Origin of the sequence: Lentisalinibacter salinarum (assembly GCF_040706555.1) — a bacterium.
In the GTDB taxonomy this organism is placed as follows: Bacteria; Pseudomonadota; Gammaproteobacteria; order Steroidobacterales; family Woeseiaceae; genus Lentisalinibacter; species Lentisalinibacter salinarum.
In genome coordinates, this window is the sequence record NZ_JAPDRH010000010.1 from 1 (window position 1) to 832 (window position 832).

Below are 832 nucleotides of genomic sequence, written 5' to 3' on the forward strand. Positions count from 1 at the left end.
GCTTCCCGCCGGGCGTCGCGACAACTGATGAAAACCAGCGCAAGTAGGCTTCGTACGTTTCCCCTTCCAGTTGGGCTGACTCGTGCATTGCAAACACACTTTGGAAAAACAGCGCCTCTTCAGTAATTAGACCTCCGAACAGATGCCGTTTCGCGATTGGCATGTCCGGATAATAAACAAGACCCTCCCAGAACGCCTCTGCCTTCTCTGGATCCAATCGCAGTCTGTTCGTAATCCGATACTGCTCAGCAACCTGTTGACGACTCGAAGACTGCACAGCACGCGTATTCGCTCGTACCTGGATAGCAAGATAAATCAACGACATGACGACAGCGATGCCGCCTATGAAATCGCCGAGATTGCCGAGGCCTTCAAGCATAATGGTCCCGCACAGATAATCCGCAGATTCGCCAGAGCGCCCAGTATAGGCGAAATCGGACCACGGTCCGCACTGCTCTGGCTACCACCGCCAGCGGACCGGAGGAGTATGCCAGGGGGAGTCGATCTCAGGGCTCAGCGTGCGGTTGCCGAATAGCAAGTGTTTTTGAGACCCCTAGGCGGGCGATCGGGCGCAGGTGAGAGCGACCACGTTAGCTAGATTTAAACGCAGCTGTCTGCGTCGGGTCGATAGGCGACCCTAATTTGGGCCGGTCTTGGCTCTATGGCGCCTCACAGACCGAGGGGTCGGTTTCCGGCCAGAAGCGCTCACAACTTGCTCCGAATCAGATGGAGTCGTTTCGCCGATGAGCATCAACCAGTGCGTTGAACATCTTCTCTGACGACGACGTTTTTGATGCCCGTGGACGGCTAAGAAACACAGCCACTGCTGCGC

General features: G+C 56.0%; 1 protein-coding gene. It reads right to left on the minus strand.

What is annotated here, in order from left to right; genetic code table 11:
• Positions 1-379 (minus strand): hypothetical protein (locus ACJMKZ_RS18770; protein WP_405234763.1); only part of this gene is annotated, 379 nt, incomplete at its 3' end.
• Between the last annotated feature and the right edge of the window lie 453 nt (positions 380-832).